Annotated in this window: 22 protein-coding genes and 1 pseudogene; 12 read left to right on the forward strand and 11 right to left on the reverse strand. The window is 58.6% G+C overall.

Annotated elements, in window-relative coordinates; translation table 11 throughout:
- Positions 1 to 103: 103 nt before the first annotated feature.
- From Q6A51_RS11280 to Q6A51_RS11310, 7 genes are all read right to left on the reverse strand, one after another.
- Positions 104 to 736 (reverse strand): sarcosine oxidase subunit gamma, encoded by a 633-nt coding sequence (locus Q6A51_RS11280; protein WP_304574825.1) that lies wholly within the window; start codon positions 734 to 736, stop codon positions 104 to 106.
- A 105-nt stretch (positions 737 to 841) separates the two neighbouring features.
- Complete coding sequence (locus Q6A51_RS11285) at positions 842 to 3,862, reverse strand: sarcosine oxidase subunit alpha (protein WP_201018263.1); 3,021 nt, start codon at positions 3,860 to 3,862, stop codon at positions 842 to 844.
- The gene (locus Q6A51_RS11290) at positions 3,859 to 4,155 is read right to left on the reverse strand and encodes a sarcosine oxidase subunit delta (RefSeq protein ID WP_201001638.1); all 297 of its coding nucleotides are present in this window, start codon (positions 4,153 to 4,155) and stop codon (positions 3,859 to 3,861) included. The genes Q6A51_RS11285 and Q6A51_RS11290 overlap by 4 nt, the downstream gene beginning before the upstream one ends.
- Before the next feature lie 158 nt (positions 4,156 to 4,313).
- Positions 4,314 to 5,564 (reverse strand): sarcosine oxidase subunit beta family protein, encoded by a 1,251-nt coding sequence (locus tag Q6A51_RS11295; RefSeq protein ID WP_201018264.1) that lies wholly within the window; start codon positions 5,562 to 5,564, stop codon positions 4,314 to 4,316.
- Positions 5,565 to 5,581: 17 nt separating this feature from the next.
- Entirely contained in the window at positions 5,582 to 6,835 is a 1,254-nt protein-coding gene (gene glyA / locus Q6A51_RS11300; RefSeq protein WP_201001636.1) for a serine hydroxymethyltransferase, read from the reverse strand.
- A gap of 315 nt (positions 6,836 to 7,150) precedes the next feature.
- Positions 7,151 to 8,353 carry an alanine transaminase gene (gene alaC, locus Q6A51_RS11305; RefSeq protein WP_025258199.1) on the reverse strand — a complete coding sequence of 401 codons (1,203 nt, stop codon included), beginning with the start codon at positions 8,351 to 8,353 and terminating at the stop codon, positions 7,151 to 7,153.
- A gap of 417 nt (positions 8,354 to 8,770) precedes the next feature.
- A complete protein-coding gene (locus tag Q6A51_RS11310) occupies positions 8,771 to 9,514 on the reverse strand; it encodes a TraX family protein (RefSeq protein WP_304574826.1) in 744 nt (247 codons plus the stop codon).
- 103 nt (positions 9,515 to 9,617) lie between these two features.
- Between Q6A51_RS11310 and Q6A51_RS11315 the strand changes: the two genes are divergently transcribed.
- Positions 9,618 to 10,658: a threonine aldolase family protein gene (locus Q6A51_RS11315; RefSeq protein WP_201018267.1), complete on the forward strand. Its 1,041-nt coding sequence runs from the start codon at positions 9,618 to 9,620 to the stop codon at positions 10,656 to 10,658.
- 73 nt (positions 10,659 to 10,731) lie between these two features.
- On the opposite strand, the gene Q6A51_RS11320 is transcribed toward Q6A51_RS11315, so the two are convergent.
- The 3 genes from Q6A51_RS11320 to Q6A51_RS11330 form a co-directional block, all read right to left on the reverse strand.
- Complete coding sequence (locus Q6A51_RS11320) at positions 10,732 to 11,034, reverse strand: cell division protein ZapA (RefSeq protein WP_201001633.1); 303 nt, start codon at positions 11,032 to 11,034, stop codon at positions 10,732 to 10,734.
- Positions 11,031 to 11,264: a hypothetical protein gene (locus Q6A51_RS11325; RefSeq protein WP_201001860.1), complete on the reverse strand. Its 234-nt coding sequence runs from the start codon at positions 11,262 to 11,264 to the stop codon at positions 11,031 to 11,033. Before Q6A51_RS11325 ends, Q6A51_RS11320 begins: the two co-directional genes overlap by 4 nt.
- Before the next feature lie 138 nt (positions 11,265 to 11,402).
- Positions 11,403 to 11,597 carry a hypothetical protein gene (locus tag Q6A51_RS11330; protein ID WP_201018268.1) on the reverse strand — a complete coding sequence of 65 codons (195 nt, stop codon included), beginning with the start codon at positions 11,595 to 11,597 and terminating at the stop codon, positions 11,403 to 11,405.
- A gap of 72 nt (positions 11,598 to 11,669) precedes the next feature.
- Between Q6A51_RS11330 and Q6A51_RS27480 the strand changes: the two are divergent.
- The 3 genes and pseudogenes from Q6A51_RS27480 to Q6A51_RS11340 form a co-directional block, all read left to right on the forward strand.
- Positions 11,670 to 12,425 (forward strand): annotated as a pseudogene (locus tag Q6A51_RS27480) (MCP four helix bundle domain-containing protein); the annotation flags it as partial.
- Entirely contained in the window at positions 12,417 to 13,280 is an 864-nt protein-coding gene (locus tag Q6A51_RS27485) for a methyl-accepting chemotaxis protein (RefSeq protein WP_405046139.1), read from the forward strand. The pseudogene Q6A51_RS27480 and the gene Q6A51_RS27485, both read left to right, overlap by 9 nt.
- 352 nt (positions 13,281 to 13,632) lie before the next feature.
- A complete protein-coding gene (locus Q6A51_RS11340; protein ID WP_304574827.1) occupies positions 13,633 to 14,091 on the forward strand; it encodes an REP-associated tyrosine transposase in 459 nt (152 codons plus the stop codon).
- Positions 14,092 to 14,156: 65 nt separating this feature from the next.
- On the opposite strand, the gene gbdR is transcribed toward Q6A51_RS11340, so the two are convergent.
- Positions 14,157 to 15,260, reverse strand: a complete 1,104-nt coding sequence (gene gbdR, locus Q6A51_RS11345) for a choline metabolism transcriptional regulator GbdR (protein WP_201001626.1) — start codon at positions 15,258 to 15,260, stop codon at positions 14,157 to 14,159.
- 707 nt (positions 15,261 to 15,967) lie between these two features.
- Here gbdR and Q6A51_RS11350 point away from each other — a divergent pair.
- The 8 genes from Q6A51_RS11350 (at position 15,968) to Q6A51_RS11385 (ending at position 26,073) form a co-directional block, all read left to right on the forward strand.
- The gene (locus Q6A51_RS11350) at positions 15,968 to 16,915 is read left to right on the forward strand and encodes a choline ABC transporter substrate-binding protein (protein ID WP_304574828.1); all 948 of its coding nucleotides are present in this window, start codon (positions 15,968 to 15,970) and stop codon (positions 16,913 to 16,915) included.
- Positions 16,916 to 16,977: 62 nt separating this feature from the next.
- Positions 16,978 to 17,826, forward strand: coding sequence for a choline ABC transporter permease subunit (gene choW / locus Q6A51_RS11355; RefSeq protein WP_201001859.1), 849 nt, complete (start codon positions 16,978 to 16,980; stop codon positions 17,824 to 17,826).
- Positions 17,823 to 19,001 (forward strand): choline ABC transporter ATP-binding protein, encoded by a 1,179-nt coding sequence (choV, locus tag Q6A51_RS11360; RefSeq protein WP_201018272.1) that lies wholly within the window; start codon positions 17,823 to 17,825, stop codon positions 18,999 to 19,001. Before choW ends, choV begins: the two co-directional genes overlap by 4 nt.
- Positions 19,002 to 19,179: 178 nt before the next feature.
- Positions 19,180 to 19,773, forward strand: a complete 594-nt coding sequence (betI, locus tag Q6A51_RS11365) for a transcriptional regulator BetI (protein WP_201001619.1) — start codon at positions 19,180 to 19,182, stop codon at positions 19,771 to 19,773.
- A 106-nt stretch (positions 19,774 to 19,879) separates the two neighbouring features.
- Positions 19,880 to 21,352, forward strand: coding sequence for a betaine-aldehyde dehydrogenase (gene betB / locus Q6A51_RS11370; protein ID WP_201018273.1), 1,473 nt, complete (start codon positions 19,880 to 19,882; stop codon positions 21,350 to 21,352).
- A gap of 132 nt (positions 21,353 to 21,484) precedes the next feature.
- Positions 21,485 to 23,191, forward strand: coding sequence for a choline dehydrogenase (betA, locus tag Q6A51_RS11375; protein ID WP_304574829.1), 1,707 nt, complete (start codon positions 21,485 to 21,487; stop codon positions 23,189 to 23,191).
- A 114-nt stretch (positions 23,192 to 23,305) separates the two neighbouring features.
- Entirely contained in the window at positions 23,306 to 24,748 is a 1,443-nt protein-coding gene (locus Q6A51_RS11380) for a TldD/PmbA family protein (protein WP_304574830.1), read from the forward strand.
- Complete coding sequence (locus tag Q6A51_RS11385) at positions 24,748 to 26,073, forward strand: TldD/PmbA family protein (protein WP_304574831.1); 1,326 nt, start codon at positions 24,748 to 24,750, stop codon at positions 26,071 to 26,073. The genes Q6A51_RS11380 and Q6A51_RS11385 overlap by 1 nt, the downstream gene beginning before the upstream one ends.
- The last annotated feature ends 38 nt before the right edge of the window (positions 26,074 to 26,111 follow it).

The raw sequence follows: 26,111 nt of genomic DNA on the forward strand, positions 1-26,111 counted from the left end.
GTGATCTGTGGGAGGGAGCTTGCTCGCGACAGCGGTTTTCCAGACAACAAAATATGTCTATGGCCCGCTATCGCGACTAAAACGGATCGCCGCTCGGCCGCTCCTACGCCTTGATGCTCAACCCATATTCGGCACTGGCATCCTGCAACCACAGCCACCAGTAATCCGAGAAGCTGCGACGGATCAACAACTCCCAGGTTTCTTCGCCCGTGCGGCGGATCACCAGTTGCGACTTGGCGAACACAGTGCCGACGGCCTTGCCTACTGGGAAGTTGTCGGGGTGTACGTCATAGCTGGTGGACTTCATCAGCACGTCACGAACGTTGGGACCGGTCAGTTCCAGGATGGATTGGCCACCGCTGACATTCACCACCGAGATATGCAGCCCCGCCAGCGCTTCGCGCAGGCGTTGCTCGGTCGCGAACTCTTCGCCTGTAGGCACGATCAGCAGCCACTCGTCCGGGCCAAGCCATTGCAGCGAGCTTTCGCCACTGCTTACCAATGTGAGCGCGGCAGGCAGTTCCATGCCCAGAGCCTTGTGAACTCCGGCAGCAAACGCCGGATCACGGGCGTCGCCACGGAGGGTCAGATGGCCGAGCAGTTTCTTCTCGCGCAGCGTGACGCCGGGATTGGCGCGGCCTTTGCCGACCAGACTGCCGAGGTCGGCGTGGAACAGCGGCGATTCAGCCTTTACGCCCGCTTCGGGGCGCTGTTGGTATACGTTGACTGTGGTCATGGGACACCTGTCATGAATTCTGTTTTGTACTTGTAGGAGCGAATCGGGCGGCGCTCCGCTTATTCGCGAATGAATTCGCTCCCACGGTGTTATCAAGACCGCGTTTTACTCAACGTTCTGCTGATCGCCTTTCGGGTCGAAGAACACCGAAGAAACGATTTCGGCTTCGATCACGCTGCCATCGGCCAGCGGTGCAAAGACCCGCTCGCCCATGCGCTGCAAGCCGCCCTTGACCACACCCAGCGCAAACGAATAACCCAGTGAGTTATGGGCATAGCTGGAAGTGACGTGGCCGACCATCGTCATCGGAATCGTCTGTTGGGTGTCGAAGACCAGTTGCGCGCCTTCCGGCAGCCATTTGGTCGGATCGACCGGCTTGAGGCCCACCAGTTGCTTGCGTTGTTCACGCACACAGTCTTCGCGATTCATGCCGCGCCAGCCGATCCAGGAAAACGGCTTGGTACGACCCACGCACCAGCCCATGTTCAGGTCGTCCGGCGTCATCGAGCCGTCGGTATCCTGACCGACGATGATGAAACCCTTCTCGGCCCGCAGCACGTGCATGGTCTCGGTGCCGTAAGGCGTCAGGTTGTACTTCTTGCCGGCCTCGACGATCTTTTCCAGAACGCCCATGGCGTAATCAGCCTGGATGTTGACCTCGTAGGACAGCTCACCGGTAAAGGAAATACGGAACACCCGCGCCGGCACGCCAGCAACGAGGCCTTCCTTCCAGGTCATGAACGGAAACGCTTCACGGCCCAGATCGATATCGGTCACTTCACTGAGCAGCTTGCGGCTGTTGGGGCCGGACAGCGTCAGGGTCGCGTAATGGTCGGTAACCGAGGTGAAATACACCTTCAGGTCCGGCCATTCGGTCTGCTGATAGATTTCCAGCCATTGCAGAACGCGAGCAGCGCCGCCCGTGGTGGTGGTCATGATGAAGTGGTTGTCAGCGACGCAGGCTGTAACACCATCGTCGAAGACCATGCCGTCTTCCTTGCACATCAGGCCGTAGCGCGCCTTGCCCACATCCAGTTTGGTCCAGGCGTTGGTGTAGACGCGGTTGAGGAACTCCCGGGCATCCGGGCCTTGAATGTCGATCTTGCCCAGGGTCGAGGCATCCAGCAGGCCGACACTTTCGCGCACAGCCTTGCATTCACGGGCGACGGCGGCATGCATGTCTTCGCCGTTTTTCGGGAAGTACCAAGGACGTTTCCACTGGCCGACATCTTCAAATTCGGCACCGTTCTTGAGGTGCCAGGCATGCAGAGCGGTAAAGCGCACGGGCTCGAAGATATGCCCGCAATGGCGACCGGCTACGGCACCGAAGGTCACCGGCGTGTAGTTCGGGCGGAACATGGTGGTGCCCATCTCGGGGATGGAAACCTTCAGCGAATGGGCAGCAATGGCCAGACCATTGACGTTGCCAAGCTTGCCCTGATCGGTGCCGAAACCCAGTGCGGTGTAGCGTTTGACGTGTTCGACCGACTCGAAGCCCTCGCGGGTCGCCAGTTCGATGGCTGCGGCGGTGACGTCGTTCTGCAGATCCACGAACTGCTTGGGCGCACGGGCCGTGCCTTTTTCGTGAGGGACATGGAACAGCGCCAGCGCCGGCTCTTCTGCGCGGCTCAAAGCCTTCGGCATGATGCCTTCCACCGCCTTGAAACCTGCTTCGCTGGCGGCACGAGCGCCGCCTTCAAAGCCGTCGGCCAGCGTATCGGCCAGGCTGTAGACGCCATTTACGCCACCCACGCACACGCGCTTCTGCGGCGCTTCGCCCGGAACGAAACCGAGGATGTCTTCACGCCAGACCGGCTTGCCACCCAGATGCGAAGCCAGGTGTACGATCGGGCTGTAACCACCGGAGCTGGCAACCAGATCACATTCCAGCCATTCACCGGGGCTGGTGACGCTCAGTGTCTTGACGTCGATGGCGGCAACACGGGCAGCAGACACCCGCTTGCTGCCACGGGCTTCGATCACGGCACTGGACGTCAGGATACGAATGCCCTTGGCCCGCGCTTCTTCAACCAGCGGACCACGCGGGTTATGGCGTGCATCGGCAATCGCCACCACTTGCAGGCTGGCATCGATCCAGTCCAGAGCAACGCGATAGGCGTGATCGTTGTTGGTGGACAGCACCAGCTTACGACCCGGAGCCACGCCATAACGACGAACATAAGTGGAAACCGCACCGGCCAGCATGTTGCCCGGCACATCGTTGTTGCCGTAAACCAGTGGCCGCTCATGAGTACCACTGGCCAGCACGACACGCTTGGCGCGTACGCGATGCATGCGCTGACGTACCATGCCGAGTGGCGCACGATCACCCAGGTGATCGGTCAGGCGCTCATGAATGGTCAGAAAGTTGTGGTCGTGATAGCCGTTGACCGTGGCGCGAGGCAGCAGGGTCACGTTCTTCAGGCCCTTGAGCTCGTCGATAACAGTAGCGACCCATTCAGCAGCCGGTTTACCGTCAAGGCTCTCGCGGCTGTCGAGCAGGCTGCCGCCGAACTCTTCCTGCTCATCGGCCAGAATCACCCGTGCGCCACTGCGCGCAGCAGCCAGGGCAGCAGCCAGACCGGCAGGCCCGGCACCGACGATCAGCACGTCGCAGTGCTGGTTCATCGCATCGTAAGTGTCCGGATCGTTCTCGGTCGGCGAACGGCCAAGGCCGGCTGCCTTGCGGATGTACTTCTCGTAAGTCATCCAGAACGATTGCGGGTACATGAAGGTTTTGTAGTAGAAGCCCGGTGGCATCAGCTTGCCGCCGACCTTGCCGAGAATCCCCATCACGTCATTGTTCACACTCGGCCAGCCGTTGGTGCTGGTCGCAACCAACCCTGAATACAACGCCTGCTGCGTGGCACGCACGTTGGGTATCTGGGTCGCTTCGGTCGCGCCGATCTGCAATACCGCGTTCGGCTCTTCGGAGCCAGCCGCAAAAATGCCGCGAGGCCGGGAATACTTGAAGCTGCGGCCGATGATATCCACACCGTTGGCCAGCAGCGCAGCGGCCAGGGTATCCCCCTCGAAACCCTGATAAGACTGACCGTTGAAGGTGAAATTCAGCACCTTGCTACGGTCGATACGGCCACCGTGGGGCAGTCGGTTTGTCTGGCTCATGCCTTGTCTCCCTTGGCCGTGAACTGTGGCTTGGTGCCAATCGGATAGGTTTCCAGAATCTCGTAGGTCACGGTGTCGCGGGTGGCATTGAAGTACTGGCGGCAACCGGCAGCGTGAATCCAGAGTTCGTGGTGCAGGCCACGTGGGTTGTCACGGAAGAACATGTAGTCGCCCCACTCTTCATCAGTGCAGGCGTTCGGGTCCAGCGGACGCGGGATATGCGCCTGACCGGAGCCGTGGAATTCCTCTTCGGAGCGCAGTTCGCCACAGTGAGGACAGAAGATATGCAACATGAAAAGCTCTCCTTCTTAAAACCTCGTGAGAACGTAGCGAGCGAAGGTAATACAAGGCAAAAACAGGCGAGAAAGCGGAGTTTAGAATTCTAAATGAGCATTTCTCGCCTGTTTTTAACGCCGTATTACCGAGCGCAGTAGTTCTCACGTGGTTTTTGTTAGTGGGCGACCGCGGCAGCACCGTGCTCATCAATGAGAGCGCCATTGTGGAAACGCTCGATGGAGAAAGGCTTGGCCAATGGGTGCATTTCGCCCTTGGCAAGGCTGGCGGCAAACACGTTGCCTGAGCCGGGAGTTGCCTTGAATCCACCGGTGCCCCAACCGCAGTTGAAGAACATGTTCGGTACGGGAGTCTTGGAAATGATCGGGCAGGCGTCCGGCGTGGTATCGACGATGCCACCCCACTGGCGGTTCATGCGCACTCGCGACAGCACCGGGAACATTTCGACGATGGCCTGGATGGTGTGCTCGATCACCGGGTACGAACCGCGCTGGCCGTAGCCGACCCAGCCGTCGATACCGGCACCGATCACCAGGTCGCCCTTGTCGGACTGACTGATATAACCGTGAACGGCGTTGGACATGATCACGCTGTCGATGATGGGCTTGATTGGCTCGGAAACCAGCGCCTGCAACGGATGGGATTCAACCGGCAGACGGAAGCCTGCCAGTTTCGCCATGTGCCCGGAGTTACCGGCCGTCACCACGCCGACACGCTTGGCGCCGATGAAGCCCTTGTTGGTTTCTACACCGATGCAGACACCGTTTTCCTTGCGGAAACCGATCACTTCGGTCTGCTGGATCAGGTCCACGCCCAAGGCATCGGCGGCACGGGCAAAACCCCAGGCCACGGCATCGTGACGGGCAACGCCGCCACGGCGCTGGACCGTTGCGCCGATGATCGGGTAACGGGTGTTCTTCGAGCAGTCCAGGTACGGAATCTCTTCGGCAACCTGCTTGCCATTAAGCAGTTCGCCATCCACGCCGTTCAGGCGGTTGGCGCTGACCCGACGCTCCGAGTCGCGCATGTCTTGCAGCGTGTGGCACAGGTTGTACACGCCACGCTGGGAAAACATGACGTTGTAGTTCAGGTCCTGAGACAGGCCTTCCCACAGCTTCATTGCATGCTCATAGAGATGAGCCGACTCATCCCACAGGTAGTTGGAACGCACGATGGTGGTATTGCGCGCCGTGTTACCGCCGCCCAGCCAGCCTTTCTCGACCACGGCCACGTTCTTGATGCCGTGCTCTTTGGCCAGGTAATAGGCCGTCGCCAGACCATGACCGCCACCGCCGACGATCACGACGTCGTAGACCTTCTTGGGCGTCGGCGTGCGCCACATGCGCTGCCAGTTTTCATGATGGCTGAGGGAGTGTTTGAAAAGGCCGAAGCCTGAGTAATGCTGCATGAAAGGCTACTCCTGACTCAGCGATAAACCGGGAAATCGGCGCACAGTGCTGCGACCTGACTGGCGACATTGGCCTCGACATCGGCATCGCCGAGGTTGTCGAGAATGTCGCAGATCCAGCCTGCCAGCTCGATACACTGGGTCACTTTGAAACCGCGACTGGTGACGGCCGGAGTGCCGATCCGCAGGCCCGAAGTCACGAACGGCGACTGCGGATCGTTCGGTACAGAGTTCTTGTTGACGGTGATATGCGCACGGCCCAGAGCGGCGTCCGCATCCTTGCCGGTCAGGCCCTGACGGATCAGGCTGACCAGGAACAGGTGATTGTCGGTTCCACCCGATACCACATCGTAACCACGGTCCACGAATACCTGCGCCATGGCCTGGGCGTTATCGATCACTTGCTGCTGATAGGCCTTGAAGCCTGGCTCCAGCGCTTCCTTGAAGCAAACGGCCTTGGCGGCGATGACGTGCATCAACGGGCCGCCCTGCCCTCCGGGGAATACGGCGGAGTTGAGTTTTTTCTCGAGTTCTTCGTTGGCCTTGGCCAGGATCAGGCCACCACGCGGACCACGCAGGGTCTTGTGGGTGGTGGTGGTCACCACGTCGGCGTATGGCAGCGGGTTCGGGTACAAGCCAGCCGCCACCAGACCGGCAACGTGGGCCATGTCGACGAACAGGTAAGCGCCCACCTTGTCGGCAATTTCGCGGAAACGCGGGAAATCCAGGGTTTTCGAGTAAGCCGAGAAACCGGCAATGATCATCTTTGGCTTGGTTTCCAGGGCAATACGCTCGACTTCGTCGTAATCGATCAGCCCGGTATTGGTGTCGATGCCGTACTGCACAGCGTTATAAAGACGACCGGAAAAACTGACCTTGGCACCGTGGGTCAGGTGACCGCCGTGGGCCAGGCTCATGCCCAGAACGGTATCGCCAGCTTGTAGCAAGGCCAGATAGACAGCGGCGTTGGCCTGACTGCCGGAGTGCGGTTGAACGTTGGCGTAATCGGCACCGAACAATTGCCTGGCCCGCTCGATTGCCAGTTGCTCGACCTTGTCGACATGCTCGCAGCCACCGTAATAACGCTTGCCCGGATAGCCTTCGGCATATTTGTTGGTCAGCCCGCTGCCCTGAGCCTGCATCACACGCTTGCTGGTGTAGTTTTCGGAGGCGATCAGCTCGATATGGTCTTCCTGGCGCTGCTCCTCGGCATTGATCGCAGCCAACAGTGCATCGTCATATCCCTGAATCTGGTCTTGCTTGCTGAACATCGCGGTTCTCCCAGCGGCGGCGTTGCGCCTGGCTTGTCGGCAGGGCGTTGAGCTGCCCTTTGGATGCGATGGTAGGGCCGACGCAAACCGGCCAAATGCCTATGGACGCCACACAAAGGTGCGTTTACGACATGGCTTGGCGGGGAGAGACAAATCGATTGGCGGGAGCACCTGCCGGTAGGAGCGGATTCATCCGCGAGGCGTCATTGAGGGCGATGTATTTGCTTTGACTGTACGGTGTTTTTTGCGCATGAGCGGAGCGCCGCCCGATTCGCTCCCACGGAGATGCGTGGGAGCGGGTTCACTGATTAAAACTCAGGCAGGCTTGTCAGCGCGGAACATGGTGCGAATGCCACGCACGGCCTGACGGATGCGATCCTGGTTTTCAATCAGGGCGAAACGCACATGATCGTCGCCATATTCGCCAAAACCGATACCCGGCGACACACAGACCTTGGCTTCGGCCAGCAGCTTCTTGGCGAACTCCAGCGAGCCGAGGTGCGCGTAGGCGGGAGGAATCTTGGCCCAGACATACATCGACGCCTTGGGATTTTCCACCATCCAGCCCAGTTCATGCAGGCCTTTGACCAGCACATTACGGCGCTGACGATACTGCTCGGCAATATCCAGCACGCATTGCTGGTCGCCTTCGAGTGCAGCAATCGCGGCCACCTGCAAGGGCGTGAAGGTGCCGTAGTCGTGATAGCTCTTGATCCGCGCCAGAGCACTGACCAGTTCCGGGTTGCCGACCATGAAGCCGATACGCCAGCCCGCCATGTTGTAGCTCTTGGACAGGGTGAAAAACTCCACCGCAATGTCCTTGGCACCGGGGACCTGCATGATCGACGGAGCCTTCCAGCCGTCATAGACGATGTCGGCATAGGCCAGATCGTGAATCACCAGCACGTCGTATTGCTTGGCCAGTGCAACCACGCGCTCGAAGAAATCCAGCTCCACGCACTGGGCGGTGGGGTTGGATGGAAAGCCCAGGATCATCATCTTCGGCTTGGGGATCGAGCCACGAATGGCCTTTTCCAGCTCGGCAAAGAAGTCCACACCTGGCACCAGCGGTACCGAACGCACCTGGGCGCCGGCAATCACGGCACCGTAGATGTGGATCGGATAACTGGGGTTGGGCACCAGCACCGTGTCGCCCTGATCGAGGGTGGCGAGCATCAGGTGCGCCAGACCTTCCTTGGAGCCGATGGTGACAATGGCTTCGCTTTCCGGGTCGATATCGACCTCGTAGCGCTTCTTGTACCAGTTGGAAATGGCCCGACGCAGGCGAGGAATACCCCGTGAAGTCGAATAGCCATGGGTGTCTTCGCGCTGGGCAACGGTGACCAGTTTTTCGACGATATGCGGTGGCGTCGCCCCATCGGGGTTGCCCATGCTCAAGTCGATAATGTCTTCACCACGACGACGAGCAGCCATTTTCAGCTCGGCAGTGATGTTGAACACGTAAGGGGGGAGTCGATCTATGCGCGCAAAGCGGCGCGGCAAACCTTGGTCAGCCATGAGTATCTCGCAGACGTAAGCGCCCGGAACCGTCCGAGCGACGTTGGCCACATGAGGCGGCCTGCGGCGAAGATAAGTGCAGTCATGGCAATTTGTCTACAGATATCTGCAGGACCGAATTCATTCGGGAAAGCATCAGTGGGTCAGATACAGATGTTGCGCCTGGACTGGCCTCTTCCCGAATGAATTCGGTCCTGCGGGGTTGAGGGTGTAGTAGGAGCGAATTCATTCGCGAAGGCATCAGTGGGTCAGATACAGATGTTGCGCCTGGACTGGCCTCTTCCCGAATGAATTCGGTCCTACGGGGTTGAGGGTGTAGTAGGAGCGAATTCATTCGCGAAGGCATCAGTGGGTCAGATACAGATGTTGCGCCTGAACTGGCCTCTTCCCGAATGAATTCGGTCCTACGGGGTTTGGTTAGAGAGCCAATAACTCCCGAAGCCCCAGCAGAACCAGAAAGTGTCCGGGATAGATCGCATAAGCCCAGCGCCGCATCGGCATGACCGAAAAGCCCGGCTTCATACGCAGCAGTGCAATCCCCATCACTGGCGCGATCAGGCAGGCGATGATTGAGCCGATGGAAATCGGGTCGCCCCACGACGCGCCGGCAAACATATCGGGCCAGGCATTGCCTGCGACACAGAGCACCGCTGGAAAAACCGCGTACCAGAGCGGTTTCTGCAAGACCAGCAGCAACACCAGCGGCAGCAGCACACCAGCAAATCCAAACATCAGGTGTTGCTGAAATATCGCGGAAAACAGCAAGGCGGTGATGGCCATGAGTCGGGTCGTGACATTGCGATGTCGCCAGCCCTGCGCAACCAGAAGCCCCAGCAACAAGGTCGGCATCACATTCAGGGTCTTGGCGTCGACCATGAACAGTCGATAGGGAATTTCCGACAGCACCGAGAACGCCAGCACCCATCCCAGATAACGCCATTGCACACGTGGCGTCACCAGTGCCGCGCTACGGCGCGCCAGGTTGACGGCAATCGCCAAACAAAACCATGGAAACGCCAGGCGCCCCGGCACGTAGAGAACATTCACCGCCCAGCCCACATAGCGCAGGTGATCGAGCACCATGCTCAGCATCGCCAGCCATTTGAGCAGATCCAGCGCCTTGTCGCGTCCCGGTAGAAAAGGCGGGTTTGAAAGATCCATATCGCTCCCGAAAATAAAAGCATTTCAACCATTAACAATGGCATGACCCGACGCCACATTGTTCGCTAAAGTGCGCACCATAAACGACCACAAGGAATCGGCCATGACAGACCAAAGCCAACAGTTCGCCAGCGATAACTATTCCGGCATCTGCCCCGAAGCCTGGGCGGCCATGGAGCAGGCGAACAAAGGGCATCAGCGTGCCTATGGCGATGACCAGTGGACTGCCCGCGCTTCCGACGATTTCCGTCGACTGTTCGAGACCGATTGCGAAGTGTTCTTTGCCTTCAACGGCACAGCGGCCAACTCGTTGGCACTGTCGTCGCTGTGCCAGAGTTATCACAGTGTCATCTGTTCGGAAACTGCCCACGTCGAAACAGACGAATGCGGCGCACCGGAGTTCTTCTCCAACGGCTCGAAACTGCTCACGGCCCCCAGCGCCGGCGGCAAGCTGACGCCCGAATCGATCCGCGAAGTGGCGCTCAAGCGCCAGGACATTCACTACCCAAAACCCCGCGTCGTGACCCTGACTCAGGCGACCGAAGTCGGCGGCGTCTATCTGCCGGAAGAACTCCGGGCGATCAGCGCCACCTGCAAGGAACTGGGCCTGCACCTGCATATGGACGGAGCCCGCTTCTCCAATGCCTGTGCTTATCTGAACTGCTCACCCGCCGAACTGACCTGGAAATCGGGCGTCGATGTGCTGTGCTTTGGCGGCACCAAAAACGGTATGGCGGTGGGCGAAGCCATTCTGTTCTTCAATCGGGATCTGGCCGAAGACTTCGACTATCGCTGCAAACAGGCCGGGCAACTCGCCTCGAAAATGCGCTTCCTGTCTGCACCGTGGGTCGGCCTGCTGGAAAACGACGCCTGGCTCAAGCATGCCCGCCACGCCAACCATTGCGCGCAATTGCTGGCTGAGCTGGTCAAGGATATTCCAGGCGTGGAACTGATGTTCCCGGTGCAGGCCAACGGCGTGTTCCTGCAACTCTCGGAACCGGCCATTGCCGCACTGACCGCCAAGGGCTGGCGTTTCTACACCTTCATCGGCAAAGGCGGCGCACGCTTCATGTGCTCCTGGGATACCGAAGAGGCACGGGTACGGGAACTGGCGGCGGATATTCGATTGGTGATGCAGGGTTAAGAGTTATCGCCTTGTGCAGAATGTGTGGGAGCGAAAGCTTCGCGGATAAATCCGCTCCCACAACCTTTAACACTCAACCCTGCGAAATCGTCTTGGAAATCACATCAACCGTGGCGCTGACCTGTTCCTGATAGCGTGCCAGTTCGACCTTGTGTTGCTGCTCAAGCTCGATCTGCTGCGAACACAGATTCAACGCTGCCAGCACCAGCAGGCGGTCGCCGATCAGGGTCGGGTATTTGCGCTTGGTGTCGGCCAGGGAAGTCTTGAGCATCGCTGCCGCTTGCAGAAGCGTCTGATCCTCGCCTGCCGGAGCCTTGACCGAATATTCGTTACCCAGAATAGAAAGGACGGTTACCCCGTTTCTGTCGTGGTTCATGCGCTGACAGCACTGGCGCTGGTAGCACGCTCAACCAGCGCTTGAATACGCGCCGCGGTGCTGCCTTGCTTCTCTTCTTGCTCCATCAAGCTCAACTGCAGGCTGTCGTTCTCATCCTTGGCTTTGGCAAGTTCGGCGCTCAATTGCGCATTTGTGTCTTGCAGTTGCTGGTTCTGTTGCACCAGGTCACCGACAAGTTGTTCCAATTGGCTAAGGGAGGCTTCCAACATTCTGATTTCTCGAGCAAATTTCAACGGGCGCACACGATAAAGAAAAGTCACTGCGCATGCTAGGGCCTGAACAACTCTATAAAGCAACGGTTCAGGCGCAATGTGACTACGTTTAAGGCATCGGGTTCCTGCTGTTCGTCAGAACGCCGTCGCTGCGACAAAAGCGCACAGCAAAATACCCGACAACAACACCCGGAAAACGCTCCACCCATTGATTTCAAAGACTTGCAGGGTTTTTTCAATTTTTCCGGAAAAGCGCCATAAATTGATTCCCGTCAAAACACGTGCCCTCGCCTCAAGACTTTCGTCGTAGAACCGATAGGCAAACATCACGTATTTGCCTTTGCTTTTATACGACGCATGGAACGCGCCTTACTTATGGGAACTTCCATGTCACTACGTAATATGAACATCGCGCCGCGCGCGTTCCTCGGGTTTGCCGTGATCGGCACCCTCATGTTGATTCTCGGCATTTTCGCGCTTTCGCAGATGAGCAAGATCCGCGTGGCGACAGAAACCCTGGCCGAGAACAGTGTGCCCAGCATCAAAAGCCTGGACCGGTTTGCAGAGGTGAGTATCCGCCTGCGGGTTCTTTCCTATCGCCTGCTGGTCAACCGCGAACCTGATATTCAACAGAAAACCATCGACCTGCTGGCCATGCGCAACAAGCAGATCAGCGAAGCCCAGGTCATCTATGAAAAGCTGATTGGCGATCCCAAGGAGCAAGCACTCTATAACCAGTATGTGCAGTTGCTCGGTCAATACCGTCAGCTCGAAGAGCGTATGAAAATTCTGACCCGTGCCAACAGGGTCGATGAGCTGCAAGACCTGCTCAATAACGAAATGCTCAGTAACTCCGACCAGATGAACGTGGTACTCGGCAAGCTGGTGGACATCAACACGGAACAGTTGAATGACACCAAGCGTGAAGCCGCTCAGGAATATACTTCGGCCTTCAATCTGGTTATCGGCATGCTGGTCGTCGCCACGCTGCTGACCATTCTGTTCGCCTGGCTGCTGACCAAAAGCATTACCAGCCCGATTTCAGCAGCATTGCATGCGGCCGAAACCATTGCCGAAGGTAATCTGACACGTCCGATCAAGGTTGATGGCACCGACGAAGCCGGTCGTTTGCTGCTGGCCATGGAAACCATGCAAGGCAAGCTGCGCGACACCCTGCAACGTATTTCCGGTTCTGCGACTCAACTGGCCTCAGCGGCAGAAGAACTGAATGCGGTGACCGACGAAAGTGCTCGCGGCCTGGCACAACAGAACAACGAAATCGAACAGGCAGCTACTGCAGTCAACGAAATGACCAGCGCCGTCGAAGAAGTTGCCCGCAACGCAACCAGCACGTCCGAAGCCTCGAAGAATGCCACCTCGTCGGCGGGTGATGGCCGTGATCTGGTCGTGGAAACCGTCAATGCCATCGAACGCATGAGCGGCGACGTGCAAAGCACGGCCGAACTCATCAGCAACCTGGCTAATGAGTCCCGCGATATCGGCAAGGTGCTGGATGTGATTCGCGGTCTGGCCGACCAGACCAACCTGCTGGCCCTCAACGCCGCCATCGAAGCTGCCCGCGCAGGTGAAGCCGGACGTGGTTTTGCGGTAGTGGCCGATGAAGTCCGCGCCCTGGCGCACCGCACCCAGCAATCGACCAGCGAAATCGAACGCATGATCGGCAGCATCCAGGGCGGCACCGAACAGGCCGTGAACTCGATGCGCAACAGCACCGAACGCGCGGAGTCCACCCTGAGCATCGCCAAAGGCGCCGGACTGGCACTGGAGACCATCCATACGGCGGTAGAGGAAATCAACGAACGCAACCTGGTCATCGCCAGCGCCGCCGAAGAGCAGGCTCAAGTTGCCCGTGAAGTCGACCGCAACCTGGTGAACATCCGCGACCTGTCAGCCCAGTCGACGACAGGTGCCAACCAGACCACAGCAGCCAGCAACGAACTGTCGCGCCTGGCAGTCGACCTGAACAGCATGGTTTCGCGGTTTAGCTTGTAATGCCTCGCGAATGAATTAGCTCTCATCAAACATAAACGCAACATGATGAATTAAAGGGTTTTTCTGTAGGAGCGGACTTGTCTTGGGCGGCATTCCGACGATCGAGTGCGAAGCGCTCGCAAATCTACGACTGCTACGCAGCCGATCGCGGACAAGTCCGCTCCTACATCGCACTCTGTTTGCTGCGCGACAGCGCGGCGCCAAGGCAGCGGGTGATCTCCTGCACAACCCGTAGGAGCGAATTCATTCGCGAAAATACCGCCCGAAATATCCTGCCAGACATTAGATAAGCACTGCTCTGTCATCCAGCTAGATTCGGTATCTCTGAATCATTAGCCAAGGATGGCAAAAGATGTCAAAACATGCGCAGGCCTGCCGTCTTAGACTCGGTCGATACTCTCAAACCGGACAAATTTATCTAGTCACATCGGTAGTGCAAGAGCGCATTCCAATATTCAATGATTTTCGCCTGGGGCGACTTATAGTCGAAGAGTTCAGGCGTGCTCAGATGTCTGGCCAAGCCAAGTCATTGGCCTGGGTCGTAATGCCTGATCACTTTCATTGGTTGTTGGAGTTAGGCAACTATTCCCTTGATCAACTTATGAAGCAGGTCAAGGCATGCAGCTCTCTGTCCATCAACAGAGCCACTCAAAGAGAGGGACAGTTATGGCAGAAAGGCTTCCATGACAGAGCGATCCGACGTGAAGAAAATCTGCAAAACGTGGCACGTTATGTTGTTGCCAACCCCCTTCGTGCAGGCTTGGTAACACGACTGGGGGACTACTCGCTATGGGACGCCATTTGGATTTAAGCCTTCGCGAATGAATTCGCTCCTACACGGATGGGGCAGGAGCGAATTCATTCGCGAAAGGGGCCTTACAACCTCACGCTCGCAAATGTCGATTCGTTACGCGCCTGACTCAATGCCGACATGGGGCCAGACAGCGGGGCCAGTACCAGGGCTTGGGGGATTGGCATCATGGCGACTTGCTGGGTGGTGTTTGAACCCACACGTTCGTCACGTGGCGGGATGCCGAAGTATTCGCGGTAGCACTTGGAGAAATGTGGCGTCGATACGAAGCCACAGACCGATGCCACTTCAATGATCGACATGGGGGTTTGCTTGAGCAGTTGCCGGGCGCGGATCAGGCGCAGCTTGAGGTAATAGCGCGACGGTGAGCAGTGCAGGTACTTCTGGAACAGTCGCTCCAGTTGCCTGCGCGAAACCGCCACATAAACCGCCAGTTCATCAAGGTCGATCGGCTCTTCAAGATTGGCCTCCATCAACGCGACGATTTCCTGCAGCTTGGGCTGATTGGTGCCCAGCATGTGCTTGAGCGGCACACGCTGGTGATCCTGTTCGTTACGAATACGCTCGTAGACGAACATCTCGGAAATCGCAGCCGACAGCTCACGACCATGATCGCGGCTGATCAGGTGCAGCATCATGTCCAGCGGCGCAGTGCCACCGGAACTGGTGAAGCGGTTGCGGTCCAGCGTGAACAGGCGAGTGCTCATGGACACACGCGGGAAAGCCTCCTGCATCGCAGCCAGACACTCCCAGTGAACGCTGCAATCGAAACCATCGAGCAGACCGGCACACGCCAATGCCCAACTGCCGGTGCAGACTGCGCCCAGGCGACGGGACTGGCGGGCCTGGCTTTGCAGCCAGCTCACATGTTCACGGGTAACGGTACGCTGAATGCCGACACCACCACAGACAATGATGGTGTCCAGTGCCGGCGCCTTGTGCATGGCGGCATCTGGAGTGATCTGCAAGCCATCGCTGGCCCAGACCTGACCGCCGTCTACACTTAGCGTGGTCCAGCGATAAAGCTCACGACCGGAAAGCTGGTTGGCCATGCGCAGGGGTTCGACCGCCGACGCCAGGGAGATCAGGGTGAAGTTGTCCAGTAGCAGAAAGCCGATGGACTGTGGTGCGCGGTTCTGGGGTTGCGCCCCTGCATTGAACGAAGTCATCACGTATCTCCTCACTCTAGGCGTTGGTTGGCCTCAGGCGAGGCTCTTCTTAGTAGCCTTGCTTCATGCATGGCCTGCCAATCCCATCGCAAATCCCATGCCTAAAATTGAATAGCCATTCAATAACCACTGAAAGCGACGTCGCGAAGCGTCTATTCAGGTGCGACCGGCGTGTCCAATTGCGACGTGCCAGCCCATGACCTGCAAGGGAAGAGTGAGCAATTCGGTAGCACTTCAGGGAAACAGGGAAGAAAAGAACTGCGAGCCAGTGTCACTCATCGCACGAGGCAATAGCACTGCGCCACAACCGGTTTTTTTCGCGCTAAAAGGTGGCGACGCTCATCAGCAATGTTCAAAAAGCGAGCAGGCCGACCGATGCCTGTAACCGAAAATACGCCGCACCACTGAACTTCAATGCACCTTGTCGCCTCCACTATCTGGCCGTTTTTAGCTGCTCCATCCTGGTAAAAGTGCGCTTGCACGATAGAAAGAATCTGTAAGCGACCTTGCTCACACTGGATGCGACCCCGCCTGTACTGGATACGACGCCCCCTGTAGGCGTTTGATTTTCACTGTTACATGATCGGCTTCGACTCGATCGCCGGGCGCAGTGATAGAGCTTCGCAAAATGCCTCGCCAACACGTAAGCCGCGTCAGCGCTCGCCTGCTGATGAGATGAATAGAAAGAACTCACAGGAGTCCACCCCATGAAAGGTTCTAAATCGTTGCTGTTGGCCGCCACGCTCTGCTTGCCGCTACTGGCCCAGGCCGCTGAGCCGCAGGCGTGCCATACAGTCAACTTCTCGGACGTCGGCTGGACTGACATCACGGTCACCACCGCAGTGACCAGCGTTGTACTCGAATCCCTGGGCTACAAGACCAAGACCACCATGATTTCCGTGCCTGTGACCTACAAGTCTCTGGCTGACGGCAAGAACATGGACGTGTTCCTGGGCAACTGGATGCCGACCATGGAAAACGACATCAAGGCCTACCGCGAAGCGGGTACCGTCGAAACCGTTCGCGCCAACCTCGAAAACGCCAAGTACACCCTGGCCGTCCCTCAGGCACTTTACGACAAGGGCCTGAAAGACTTCTCCGATATAGCCAGATTCAAGAAAGAACTCGACGGCAAGATCTACGGGATCGAGCCGGGCAACGACGGCAACCGCCTGATCCAGAGCATGATCGACAAGGACGCCTTCGGTCTGAAGGCCGCAGGCTTCAAGGTCGTCGAATCCAGCGAAGCCGGGATGTTGTCGCAGGTCGATCGTGCAGCACGGCGTGGTACGGACGTGGTATTTCTGGGCTGGGAACCGCATCCGATGAACACCCGTTTCAAGATGCAGTACCTGACCGGTGGCGACGAGTATTTCGGGCCTAACTTCGGCCAGGCCACTATCTTCACCAATACACGCAAAGGCTATGTTCAGGAGTGCAGCAACGTCGGCCAGTTGCTCAAGAACCTATCGTTCACCCTGACGATGGAAAGCACGCTGATGGGTAACGTTCTGGACGACAAGATGAAACCCGATGCCGCCGCCAAGGCGTGGATCAAGAAAAACCCTCAAGTACTGGATACCTGGCTCGCTGGCGTTACCACCGTAGATGGCAAGCCAGGCCTGGAGGCTGCCAAAGCCAAACTGACCCAGTAAGACGATGGCAGGCGGGCCTGCCCGCCTGTTGTCCCATTTCTTCCCGCAAGCGGACAATCGATATCATGCTGACTGACCAAAAAATCCCTCTGGGCCAGTACATCGCGGCCTTTGTCGAATGGTTGACGCAACACGGCGCCAACTACTTCGACGCCATAGCCTCGACCCTGGAAATGATGATCCACGGCCTGACCTTCGGCCTGACCTGGTTCAACCCGTTGGTATTGATTGGCCTGATTGCGGCTCTGGCGCATTACATCCAGCGTAAATGGGGCCTGACAGTCTTCGTCATCCTGGCCTTCCTGCTGATCCTGAACCTGCATTACTGGCAGGAAACCATGGAGACCCTGGCCCAGGTGCTTTTCGCCACGCTGGTCTGTGTGGTGATCGGTGTGCCGCTGGGCATCATCGCCGCCCACAAACCCATGTTCTACACCGTCATCCGTCCCTTGCTGGACCTGATGCAGACCGTACCGACTTTCGTGTACCTGATTCCAACACTGACGCTTTTCGGCCTGGGCGTCGTGCCCGGTCTGATTTCGACAGTGGTTTTCGCCATCGCCGCGCCGATCCGCCTGACGTATCTGGGCATTCGCGATGTGCCTCATGAATTGCTCGATGCCGGTAAAGCCTTTGGCTCGTCACGCCGCCAGTTGCTGACCCGCATTGAACTGCCTTACGCCATGCCCAGCATCGCAGCCGGCATTACCCAGTGCATCATGCTGTCGCTGTCGATGGTGGTGATCGCGGCACTGGTGGGCGCCGACGGTCTGGGCAAACCCGTGGTCAACGCACTGAACACCGCTGATATCGCCCTGGGCTTCGAAGCCGGTCTGGCGATCGTATTGCTGGCCATCATGCTCGACCGTATCTGCAAACAACCCGAAGCCAAGGTAGGGTCCGACGCATGAGTATCATCAAATTCGATCAGGTAGACGTCATCTTCGCCAAGGACCCGCGTGAGGCCCTCAAGCTGCTGGACCAAGGCCTCACGCGCGACCAGATCCTGAAAAAGATCGGCCAGATCGTAGGCGTGGAAAAGGCCACTCTGGAAATCGAAAAAGGCGAAATCTGTGTATTGATGGGCCTGTCCGGCTCGGGCAAGTCCAGCCTGCTGCGTTGCATCAACGGCCTCAATACCGTCAGCCGTGGCTCGTTGTATGTCGAGCATGAAGGCTCGCAGATCAACATCGCCAATTGCACGGCGGCAGAACTGAAAATGATGCGCACCCAGCGCATCGCGATGGTGTTTCAGAAGTTCGCCCTGATGCCCTGGCTGACGGTTCGCGAGAACATCAGCTTTGGCCTGGAAATGCAGGGGCGGCCGGAAAAGGAACGACGCAAGCTGGTGGATGAAAAGCTTGAACTGGTCGGCCTGACCCAATGGCGCAACAAGAAACCCGATGAACTGTCCGGCGGCATGCAGCAGCGTGTCGGCCTGGCCCGGGCGCTGGCGATGGATGCAGACATCCTGCTGATGGACGAACCCTTCTCGGCTCTCGACCCGCTGATTCGCCAGGGTCTGCAAGACGAACTGCTGGCCCTGCAAAGCAAGCTGAGCAAGACCATCGTTTTCGTCAGCCATGACCTGGATGAAGCGCTCAAGCTGGGCAGCCGCATTGCCATCATGAAAGACGGCCGGATCATTCAATACAGCGTGCCCGAAGAGATCGTCCTCAACCCGGCCGATGATTACGTGCGCACCTTCGTTGCCCACACCAATCCGCTCAATGTGCTGTGCGGCCGCAGCCTGATGCGTACCGTCGACAATTGCACCCGGATCAACGGTTCGGTATGCCTGGACCCCGGCGTGGATTCCTGGCTGGACCTGGCCGAAGGCAACGTCATCAAAAGTGCTCGCCAGGGTACTGCGCAGCTCGATCTGCAGAACTGGACACCGGGTCAGGACGTCTCCAGCCTGGATCGCCGTCCGACACTGGTGCATTCCAATATCGGCATGCGCGACGCCTTGCAGATCCGCTACCAGACCGGTAACAAACTGGTGCTGCAGGATGGCAACAAGGTGGTCGGTATTCTGGGGGATAGCGAGTTGTATCACGCGCTGCTGGGCAAGAATCTGGGTTAAATATTTCTTTGTGGGAGAGGGCTTGGTCGCTTCACACGACCTCGTCGCGAGCAAGCTCCCTCCCACAAAATCGGCGCTCCGACGGCCCTTTTGTCACGTCCACAGGTTTTTATTGATTGATCGTTCAATTAAAAACAACTAGGCTAAAAAGGGTCAGCAGCCAAGGAGACTCAAGCCAATGCCCAAGGTTGGTATGCAACCCATCCGCCGCCAACAACTGATCCAGGCCACGCTCAGCGCGGTCGATCAAGTCGGCATGAGCGACGCCAGTATTGCCTTGATCGCGCGTCTGGCCGGAGTCTCCAACGGCATCATCAGCCATTACTTTCAGGACAAGAACGGCCTGATCGCGGCGACCATGCGCCACCTGATGAATGCCTTGATCCAGAGCGTGAGCGAACGCCGTCAGGCGCTGACCGATGACAGCCCGAGGGCGCATCTGCAAGTCATCATCGAGGGCAACTTCGATGCCAGCCAGGTCAACGGCCCGGCGATGAAAACCTGGCTGGCCTTCTGGGCCACCAGCATGCACCACCCGTCACTGCACAGGTTGCAGCGGATCAACGATCACCGCCTGTACTCGAACCTGTGCTGCCAGTTCCGCCGCGCTTTGCCGCTGGAGCAGGCACGCAGCGCAGCCCGTGGGCTTGCGGCGCTTATCGACGGTTTGTGGCTGCGCGGCGCTCTGTCAGGCGATGCCTTCGACACAGAGCAGGCGCAGCAGATCGCTTACGAATACATGGATTTTCAACTGGCGAAAGCGGTGGGCTGAAGCGCTTCAGAGCCTTGTTCACCGAACGACTGCAGCGCAATGTTGCCCAAACTTACCGGCACGCTGAAATCAGTCATCGCCCACCACCTGAATTTGCGAGGACTTTATGGCCCGTTTCGAATTGCAAAAACTTTATATCGATGGCGGTTACGTAGACGCCAGCAACCCCGCCACGTTCGATGCCATCAACCCGGCAAACGGCGAAGTGCTTGCGCAAGTGCAGCGAGCAAGCAAGGAAGATGTCGAACGCGCCGTCGTCAGTGCCGAGAAAGGCCAGAAGGTCTGGGCGGCCATGACCGCCATGCAGCGTTCGCGCATCCTGCGCCGCGCCGTAGACATCCTGCGTGAGCGCAACGATGAACTGGCAGCGCTGGAAACCCTGGATACCGGAAAATCCTGTTCAGAAACCCGTTATGTCGACATCGTGACCGGTGCCGACGTGCTGGAATACTACGCAGGCCTGGTCCCCGCCATCGAGGGCGAACAGATCCCGCTGCGCACATCCTCCTTCGTCTATACCCGCCGCGAGCCACTGGGCGTGGTCGCAGGTATCGGCGCCTGGAACTACCCGATCCAGATCGCACTGTGGAAATCCGCTCCGGCACTGGCGGCAGGCAACGCAATGATCTTCAAGCCCAGCGAAGTCACTTCCCTGACCACCTTGAAACTGGCGGAAATCTACACCGAAGCCGGCGTTCCTGACGGCGTGTTCAACGTGCTGACCGGCAGCGGCCGTGAAGTCGGTACCTGGATCACCGAGCACCCGCGCATCGAAAAGGTTTCCTTCACCGGCGGCACCGACACCGGCAAGAAAGTCATGGCCAGCGCGTCGAGCTCTTCGCTCAAGGAAGTGACCATGGAGTTGGGCGGCAAGTCGCCGCTGATCATCTTCGACGACGCGGACCTGGATCGTGCCGCCGACATTGCAATGATGGCCAACTTCTACAGCTCCGGTCAGGTCTGCACCAACGGCACACGGGTGTTCGTCCCCAACGCCTTGAAGGCGCAACTGGAAGCCAAAATCCTGGAGCGCGTAAAACGCATCCGCATCGGCAACCCGGAAGACGAAAATACCAACTTCGGCCCGCTGGTCAGCTTCGAACATATGGAAAGCGTGCTGGGCTACATCAACAAGGGCAAGGAAGAAGGTGCGCGCCTGCTGTGCGGTGGCGAACGCCTGACCGAAGGCGACCTCGCCAAAGGTGCCTTCGTGGCCCCGACCGTGTTCACCGACTGCACCGATGAAATGACGATCGTGCGCGAAGAGATCTTTGGCCCGGTGATGAGCATCCTCGGTTACGACAATGAGGAAGAAGTGATCCGCCGCGCCAACGACACCGATTTCGGTCTGGCAGCAGGCATCGTCACCCGCGACCTGAACCGCGCTCATCGCGTGATTCACCAGCTTGAAGCCGGCATCTGCTGGATCAACGCCTGGGGCGAGTCGGCGGCGGAAATGCCGGTCGGCGGCTACAAGCAATCCGGTGTCGGCCGCGAGAACGGCATCAGTTCACTGGCGCAATACACACGCATCAAATCCGTACAGGTGGAGTTGGGCGATTACGCGTCGGTGTTTTAAGACAGCCAGCGGCAAGCGGCAAGTTACGAGCCTCAAGTGAAGCCGCTTGCCGCCTCAATTCTTACAGGCACCCCTGAATGCCTTTGCTTGCAGCTTGAAACTTGAGGCTTGCAGCCCTACGAAGGACTTTCTATGACCACGCAATCCGAATTCGACTACATCATCATCGGCGCTGGTTCGGCCGGTAACACCCTGGCAGCCCGCCTCACCGAAGACGCGGGCGTCACCGTTCTGCTGCTGGAAGCTGGCGGCCCGGATTATCGTCTGGATTTCCGTACCCAGATGCCTGCGGCGCTGGCGTTTCCACTGCAAGGCCGTCGCTACAACTGGGCCTATGAGACCGAGCCTGAACCTCACATGAATAACCGCCGCATGGAATGCGGGCGCGGCAAGGGCCTGGGTGGGTCGTCGCTCATCAATGGCATGTGCTACATCCGCGGCAATGCCATGGACTATGACGGCTGGGCCAAGGAACCGGGCCTGGAAGACTGGAGCTACCTCGACTGCCTGCCGTATTTCCGCAAGGCCGAAACCCGCGACATCGGACCCAACGATTATCACGGCGGTGATGGCCCGGTCAGCGTGACGACGCCGAAGGCGGGCAATAACCCGCTGTTCAAGGCCATGGTCGAAGCCGGTGTGCAGGCAGGTTATCCGCGCACGGACGACCTCAACGGTTATCAGCAGGAAGGCTTCGGCCCGATGGACAGAACCGTGACGCCCAATGGCCGTCGCGCCAGCACCGCTCGCGGTTATCTGGATGAGGCCAAAAAGCGCCCGACCCTGACCATCGTCACTCATGCCCTGACGGATCGTATTCTGTTTGAAGGCAAACGTGCCGTGGGCGTGGCCTATCTGGTCGGCGACAGCGATACCCGCATCGAAGCCCGTGCCCGCAAGGAAGTCCTGCTGTGCAGCGGCGCCATTGCTTCACCGCAGATTCTGCAACGCTCCGGTGTCGGCCCGGCCGAACTGCTGAACACGCTAGATATTCCCGTGGTTCACGACCTGCCGGGTGTCGGCCAGAACCTTCAGGATCACCTGGAGATGTACCTGCAATACAGCTGCACCCAGCCTGTTTCGCTCTACCCTTCCCTGCTGTGGTGGAATCAGCCGGCCATTGGCGCGCAATGGATGTTCCTCGGCACAGGCATCGGTGCCAGCAACCAATTCGAGGCGGGCGGGTTCATCCGCTCCAGTGAAGAGTTCGAGTGGCCGAACATCCAGTACCACTTCCTGCCGGTTGCCATTAACTACAACGGCACCAAAGGTGTGAAAGAGCATGGCTTTCAGGCCCACGTCGGTTCCATGCGCTCGCCGAGCCGTGGTCGGGTGCAGGTCAAGTCCAAAGACCCTCGCGAGTACCCGAGCATCCTGTTCAACTACATGTCTAGCGAGCAGGACTGGCAGGAGTTCCGCGACGGCATCCGCCTGACTCGGGAGATCATGCAGCAACCGGCACTGGACCCGTACCGTGGCCGCGAGATCAGCCCAGGCATCGAAGTGCAGTCCGATGAAGAACTGGACGCTTTCGTCCGCGAGCACGCCGAAACTGCATACCACCCCTCGTGCACTTGCAAGATGGGCACCGATGACATGGCGGTGGTCGATGGCCAGGGCCGTGTTCATGGCCTGGAAAGCCTGCGCGTGGTGGATGCTTCGATCATGCCGATCATCACCACAGGCAACCTCAACGCACCGACCATCATGATCGCCGAGAAGATCGCCGACAGGATTCGTGGCCGCCAGCCGTTGCCACGCAGCACCGCCGACTACTTCGTGGCAGGTGATCGCCCGGCACGCGGCACACCGCTGCGAGGTTCAGTAGCACAGGCGTGATTCAGACTCTATGATCTGCGGGCACGCCTGTTCCCTTCGCGAATGAATTCGCTCCTACAGTAGGAGCGAATTCATTCGCGAACACCTTGCCCGCCCAACAAGGAGCCTCTCTGCATGTTCGATTTCTCCGCTCAGCTCAAGCAGCGGTTCGCCGCACTGCAGAGCGATGCGCAATTCTTTTCCGTACGTTATGTCCGCAGAACCAGCCAGCACCTGAGCGTACGCAAGAACGTGGCCGAGCCGCCATCGCTGGGTAGCGATGAAGGGGCGATGCTGACCGTGCGCCTCAATGGTGTCGAAACCTACGCCGCCACCAACGACATTTCCCAGCGTGGCTTGCAGGCCGCGCTGCACCAGGCCGAAGAGCTGGCTCGCCGCCTGGCGCCGCATTCGCTGCTGGACCTGACTGATCAGACTGTCTCGACAGCCCGCGCCGATTACCTGTCGCCCAACCTGAGCAATGCCTTCCCGAGCCTGAGCGATTGCATCGATGTGCTGATGGCCGAGTCGAAGGCCGTACCCAAAGACGAGCGTCTGGTGAACTGGCAAGCAGGGCTGGGACTCGAAAACGTTGAGCAGATTTACCTCAACAGCGCAGGCGCCGAGATTCGTCAGGCACAGCGCTTCGTCTTTCCAGGCATGACGGTAACCGCCTACGACGGTCGTGACAGCCAGACCCGCAGCCTGGGCCGCGATAACTTCGGCCAGCAAGGCGGTGCAGAAATCATCAGCAATTGCGGACTGATCGGCGCTGCCGCACAGGTTGCCGATCAAGCGCTGCAATTGATCCTGGCCCCCAACACACCAACTGGCCCGCGTGATCTGCTGCTGATGCCGGACCAGATGATCTTGCAGATCCACGAATCCATCGGCCATCCACTGGAACTGGACCGGATTCTGGGTGACGAGCGCAATTACGCCGGCACCAGCTTCGTCAAGGCATCGGACTTCGGCACGCTGCAATACGGCTCCAGCCTGCTCAACGTGACGTTCGACCCCGAAATCCCCGAGCAACTGGCCAGTTACGGTCATGACGACGATGGCACGGCGGCTAGCAAGCAGTTCCTGATTCGCGACGGCCTGTTACAGAGGCCATTGGGTGGTGCGCTGTCGCAATACCGCTCCGGCCTGCCGGGCGTCGCCAACAGCCGCGCCTGTAACTGGAACCGTCCACCCATCGACCGTATGGCCAACCTGAATATCGAACCGGGCGACCAGTCGCTGGAGCAACTGATCGGCAATATCGAGCACGGCATCCTGATGTCCACCAACCGCTCGTGGTCCATCGACGATGCGCGCAACAAATTCCAGTTCGGTTGCGAGTGGGGCCAGTTGATCGAAAACGGCGAACTCAGGGGCGTGGTCAAGAACCCCAACTATCGGGCTATTTCCGCGCAGTTCTGGCGCAACCTCAGCGCGGTCGGCGATGCCAGTACCTTCAAGGTGCTGTGCACGCCCAATTGCGGGAAGGGCGAACCCAATCAGGTGGTGCGTGTCGGTCATGCCTCGCCAGCCTGTGTCTTCGCCAATGTCGATGTATTTGGAGGTGATGCCTGATGTCTCATCAACAGCAATTCGAGGCATTGGTCGCCGTCCTCAAGGCAGATATCGGCCCGAACGAACATTTCACACTGGCTTATAACGCCGAAGCTTCGGATTTCATTCGCTTCAATCATGGCCAGGTCCGTCAGGCCGGGCATGTGCAGCAAGCCAGCGTGACCTTCAAACTGATCGATGACGGGCGGCATGCCGATCTGGAACTGACACTCTCCGGCGATGCCGAGGTCGACAGCCAGCGTCTGAAGCAGGCCTTGCTGCAACTGCGCGAAACCTTGGTATCACTCGCCAAGGACCCGTATCTACTGCCCAATACCGAGGCCTGGCACAGCAACAATCTGCAAGAGCCGCCGCTACCGGACAGTGGGCAAGTCGTGGAGCTGATCAGCGGGTTGTCCCAGGGTCTGGACCTGGTGGGCTTTTATGCAGCAGGTCCGGTGTATCGCGGCTTCGCCAGTTCCTGGGGGGCGCTGGGTTGGCATCAGGCCAACAGCTTCAATTTCGACTGGAGCCTGTTCCACGAGAACGGCCAGGCCGTGAAAGCCAACTATGCCGGGCATGACTGGAATAGCGAGGCCTTTACCAGACGCTTCAATCAGGCCCGCGAGCAGCTGGAGTTTCTCGGGCGTCCGCTGCGCACTCTGGAGCCCGGTCAGTACCGCGCTTACCTGGCACCTGCCGCACTGGATGAAATCATCGGCATGCTGTGCTGGGGCGGATTTTCCGCACAGGCACTGGCCAGCAAGCACAGCCCGTTGCAGCGACTGTACAGCGGCGACACCCGTTTCAGCCCGCTGTTCAGCCTGGATGAACAGGTCAGCGGCTCACTGTCACCGGCATTTTCCCGCGAAGGCTATCCACGCAAAGACCTGTCCCTGATCGCCGCTGGCGAAGCACGGGAACAACTGGTCGACTCCAGCAGCGCCGCCGAATACGGCCTGCAAGCAAACGGCGCGGACAACGGCGAGTGGCCAAGCGCACTGAGCATGGCGGGCGGTACTCTGGAGCAGGAACAGATTCTCAAGCAGCTCGGCACTGGCCTGTATATCAGCAACCTCTGGTATCTGAATTTTTCCGACCAGTCTGCCGCACGCCTGACCGGCATGACCCGCTTTGCGACCTTCTGGGTCGAGGACGGCAAGATCGTGGCACCGGTCAGCACCATGCGTTTTGATGACAGCGCCTACAGCCTGCTGGGCAACGCTTTGGAAAACCTGACCCGCGAGCGGGAGCTTATCCTGTCGGCCAGTACTTATAGCCAGCGGCAGACAGCTTCCATTCAGTTGCCCGGGGCTTTGATAAGCAAGCTGACGTTGACGTTGTAATACGCCCTTCGCGAATGAATTCGCTCCTACGGGCCGAA

The organism is Pseudomonas serbiensis (assembly GCF_030580745.1).
GTDB classification, from domain to species: domain Bacteria; phylum Pseudomonadota; class Gammaproteobacteria; order Pseudomonadales; family Pseudomonadaceae; genus Aquipseudomonas; species Aquipseudomonas serbiensis.

Excerpts from the sequence above, each read along its gene's own strand:
- Q6A51_RS11295 (WP_201018264.1), bottom strand. The coding sequence starts at position 5,564 with ATGCAGCATTACTCAGGCTTCGGCCTTTTCAAACACTCCCTCAGCCAT.
- Q6A51_RS27485 (WP_405046139.1), top strand. The coding sequence starts at position 12,417 with ATGCAAGGCAAGCTGCGCGACACCCTGCAACGTATTTCCGGTTCTGCG.
- glyA (WP_201001636.1), bottom strand. The coding sequence starts at position 6,835 with ATGTTCAGCAAGCAAGACCAGATTCAGGGATATGACGATGCACTGTTG.
- Q6A51_RS11320 (WP_201001633.1), bottom strand. The coding sequence starts at position 11,034 with ATGAACCACGACAGAAACGGGGTAACCGTCCTTTCTATTCTGGGTAAC.
- Q6A51_RS11285 (WP_201018263.1), bottom strand. The coding sequence starts at position 3,862 with ATGAGCCAGACAAACCGACTGCCCCACGGTGGCCGTATCGACCGTAGC.
- gbdR (WP_201001626.1), bottom strand. The coding sequence starts at position 15,260 with ATGACTTCGTTCAATGCAGGGGCGCAACCCCAGAACCGCGCACCACAG.
- Q6A51_RS11350 (WP_304574828.1), top strand. The coding sequence starts at position 15,968 with ATGAAAGGTTCTAAATCGTTGCTGTTGGCCGCCACGCTCTGCTTGCCG.
- betA (WP_304574829.1), top strand. The coding sequence starts at position 21,485 with ATGACCACGCAATCCGAATTCGACTACATCATCATCGGCGCTGGTTCG.
- choV (WP_201018272.1), top strand. The coding sequence starts at position 17,823 with ATGAGTATCATCAAATTCGATCAGGTAGACGTCATCTTCGCCAAGGAC.
- Q6A51_RS11385 (WP_304574831.1), top strand. The coding sequence starts at position 24,748 with ATGTCTCATCAACAGCAATTCGAGGCATTGGTCGCCGTCCTCAAGGCA.
- Q6A51_RS11340 (WP_304574827.1), top strand. The coding sequence starts at position 13,633 with ATGTCAAAACATGCGCAGGCCTGCCGTCTTAGACTCGGTCGATACTCT.
- Q6A51_RS11315 (WP_201018267.1), top strand. The coding sequence starts at position 9,618 with ATGACAGACCAAAGCCAACAGTTCGCCAGCGATAACTATTCCGGCATC.
- Q6A51_RS11325 (WP_201001860.1), bottom strand. The coding sequence starts at position 11,264 with ATGTTGGAAGCCTCCCTTAGCCAATTGGAACAACTTGTCGGTGACCTG.
- Q6A51_RS11290 (WP_201001638.1), bottom strand. The coding sequence starts at position 4,155 with ATGTTGCATATCTTCTGTCCTCACTGTGGCGAACTGCGCTCCGAAGAG.
- Q6A51_RS11310 (WP_304574826.1), bottom strand. The coding sequence starts at position 9,514 with ATGGATCTTTCAAACCCGCCTTTTCTACCGGGACGCGACAAGGCGCTG.
- Q6A51_RS11280 (WP_304574825.1), bottom strand. The coding sequence starts at position 736 with ATGACCACAGTCAACGTATACCAACAGCGCCCCGAAGCGGGCGTAAAG.
- alaC (WP_025258199.1), bottom strand. The coding sequence starts at position 8,353 with ATGGCTGACCAAGGTTTGCCGCGCCGCTTTGCGCGCATAGATCGACTC.
- betI (WP_201001619.1), top strand. The coding sequence starts at position 19,180 with ATGCCCAAGGTTGGTATGCAACCCATCCGCCGCCAACAACTGATCCAG.
- betB (WP_201018273.1), top strand. The coding sequence starts at position 19,880 with ATGGCCCGTTTCGAATTGCAAAAACTTTATATCGATGGCGGTTACGTA.
- Q6A51_RS11380 (WP_304574830.1), top strand. The coding sequence starts at position 23,306 with ATGTTCGATTTCTCCGCTCAGCTCAAGCAGCGGTTCGCCGCACTGCAG.